General features: G+C 68.7%; 2 protein-coding genes and 3 pseudogenes. 3 read left to right on the top strand and 2 right to left on the bottom strand.

Annotated features, from left to right (window positions below):
* Positions 1-239 precede the first annotated feature (239 nt).
* Positions 240-706: pseudogene (locus ACIA8E_RS41830) on the bottom strand (transposase); the annotation flags it as partial.
* On the opposite strand from ACIA8E_RS41830, the pseudogene ACIA8E_RS41825 reads away from it, so the two are divergent.
* A pseudogene (locus ACIA8E_RS41825) lies at positions 681-871 on the top strand (hypothetical protein); the annotation flags it as partial. The pseudogenes ACIA8E_RS41830 and ACIA8E_RS41825 overlap by 26 nt on opposite strands.
* A 40-nt stretch (positions 872-911) precedes the next feature.
* On the opposite strand, the pseudogene ACIA8E_RS41820 reads toward ACIA8E_RS41825, so the two are convergent.
* Positions 912-1007 (bottom strand): annotated as a pseudogene (locus ACIA8E_RS41820) (hypothetical protein); the annotation flags it as partial.
* Positions 1008-1100: 93 nt separating this feature from the next.
* Between ACIA8E_RS41820 and ACIA8E_RS41815 the strand changes: the two are divergent.
* Complete coding sequence (locus ACIA8E_RS41815) at positions 1101-1484, top strand: hypothetical protein (RefSeq protein ID WP_266745039.1); 384 nt, start codon at positions 1101-1103, stop codon at positions 1482-1484.
* A 20-nt stretch (positions 1485-1504) separates the two neighbouring features.
* A partial coding sequence (locus tag ACIA8E_RS41810; RefSeq protein ID WP_399307334.1) for a transposase occupies positions 1505-2255 on the top strand: 751 nt, incomplete at its 3' end.

Here is a 2255-nt window from a genome sequence, read left to right as displayed (position 1 = left end):
CCGGCGAGGCTGCCGCGGGTGCGGATCGCCGCGGCCAGGGCGTCGGTCACGAGATCCGCGCGCATGTGGTCGGCGATCGCCCAGCCGGCCAGACGCCGCGAAGCGAGGTCGATGGCAGACCGGACCCGCAAGGCCACGAAGCGGGAGTACATCCGCTTGCGACCGGAGCGGCCGGTGCCGGGCCGGGAGCCCTCCCGCCACTGCACCGGCCTGGCCGCCTTCCGCCCCGCCGCGATGACCAACTCCTTCACCGACCGTGGCTTGTCGGGATACTTGGCCACCGGCGGACGTCCGGTCCCGGAGTACGGCTCGGCCACCGGCACCGCGCCGGCGGGCTGAGCCGACAGCGTGGTGGAGATCCCCACCACGTAGTTCAGGCCGCGGGCCTGCAGTCCGTGGCGAAACGCGGCAGCGTCGCCGTATCCGGCGTCCGCGATAGCCAGCGGCACCTCGATCCCCCAAGAGCGGCTCTCATCGACCATGTCCAGGGCCAGCTGCCACTTCTCCACATGCCGACGTCGTCGGGGATCCCGCAGGCGGCACGCCGGGCGACCTTGCCTGCATCGGCCTTCGCGAACGCGGGATCCCATGTCTGGGGCAGGAACAGTCGCCAGTTGACCGCCGAAGAGGCGCGGTCGGACGCGAGGTGAAGCGAGACGCCGACCTGGCAATTGCTGACCAGGGGCTGGAAGTGCCAGTACTCCAAAAGCGAGACGGTGCTTCCGGTGCCCCGGGCGGAGGCCGCGCTGGCCCGCCCGGCAGATGCCGAGTGCCCGGACCTACGGCTCTGGCCGACTGCCGATGTGCTGGCGATGAAATCGACTTCGCCGTCGACCTACGGGAGTTGCAAGACCAGGAGCGACTTGATGTACGAGCTCCGCTCGCTCCGCAGAGGTGAGCAGATCGGGTCGGCTGCCCTGGTCGGCCCCGGCCTGGTGGACCCACGGGCGCCAGGCTTCCTTGTGAATACCGAGGTCCCGGGCCACGTGGACGACCGGACGGCCGGAGGTCTGTACTTCACGCCCTCTCTGTCAGCCTTGGGTGAGACATCCCGTTCTGCGGGGTTAGCCTGAGAGGGCACGACAGGAGAACCGCCCCTTATGCCCAGCACAGAGCCCGTCGGGTCCGATCCGGCGCCGAGGCCGAAGCGCCGCACTTTCACCTCGGAGTACAAAATGCGGATCGTCGCCGAGTACGACGCTGCGCCCAGGAACGAGAAGGGTGCGGTGCTGCGCCGGGAACGGCTCTACCACTCGCATGTCAAGGAGTGGCGGGCCGCCCGGGATGCCGGAGCCCTGGAAAACCTGGTCGACCGCCGGACCAGCCCGGCCCGCGCGAAGAAGTCCGCCGCGGAGGTGGAGAACGAAAAGCTGCGACAGCAGGTGGAGCGGTTGCAGAAGGACCTGGCCCGGAACAAGGCCGCACTCGAGGTGATGGGAAAAGCCTCTGCGCTCTTGGAAATGATCTCCGAGAGCGCGGACTGAAGCCTGCCGTCGGCCCTGTCGTGGACGAGGCGTTCACCGACGTCGAGGCTCAGCTGGGCATTACGGCCGCCTGTCGGCTGACCGGCCGCTCCCGCGCCACGCACTACCGCCGGCTCCGGCCGGCACCACCACGCAGAACACGTGCCCCGCAGGTGCAGCCGTCGGCCCTGACGGCCGAAGAGCGCTCTGCGGTCCTGGAGTTGATGAACGGCGACGAGTACGCCGAGCTGGCGCCCGCGCAGATCTGGGCCCGCGAGCTGGACGCCGGGCGCTATCACTGCTCCGTCTCGACGATGTACCGGATCCTGCGCGAGCAGGATCAGTCCGGTGAGCGCCGGCGGCAGGCCACCCATCCGACCAAGGCGGTGCCCGAACTGGTCGCCACCGGGCCCTCGCAGGTGTTCACCTGGGACATCACCAAGGCGGCCGGACCGGTCAAGGGCGTCTGGTATCACGCCTACGTGATCATCGACATCTTCAGCCGGTACATCGTCGGCCACACCGTCGAGCGAGCCGAATCAGCTGTGCGGGCCGAGGAGCTGATCCGCGAGAGCGTCGCCCGCAACGGCATCGTGCCCCAGACCGTGCACGCGGACCGCGGCACCTCGATGACGTCGAAGAAGGTCTCCCAGCTACTGATCGACCTGGGCGTGACACGCTCGCACTCCAGACCGAGGGTCTCCAACGACAACCCTTACAGCGAGGCCCAGTTCAAGACCACGAAGTACATGTCGGACTATCCCGAACGGTTCGATTCGCTGGCCCACGCCC

Origin of the sequence: Streptomyces sp. NPDC051664, assembly GCF_044453545.1 — a bacterium.
In the GTDB taxonomy this organism is placed as follows: Bacteria; Actinomycetota; Actinomycetes; order Streptomycetales; family Streptomycetaceae; genus Streptomyces.
Note: the sequence above shows the minus strand (reverse complement) of the source record. Positions and strands in the feature narration are given on the sequence as shown.

Coding starts and splice junctions, on each gene's coding strand:
- ACIA8E_RS41815 (WP_266745039.1), top strand. CDS start 1,101: ATGCCCAGCACAGAGCCCGTCGGGTCCGATCCGGCGCCGAGGCCGAAG.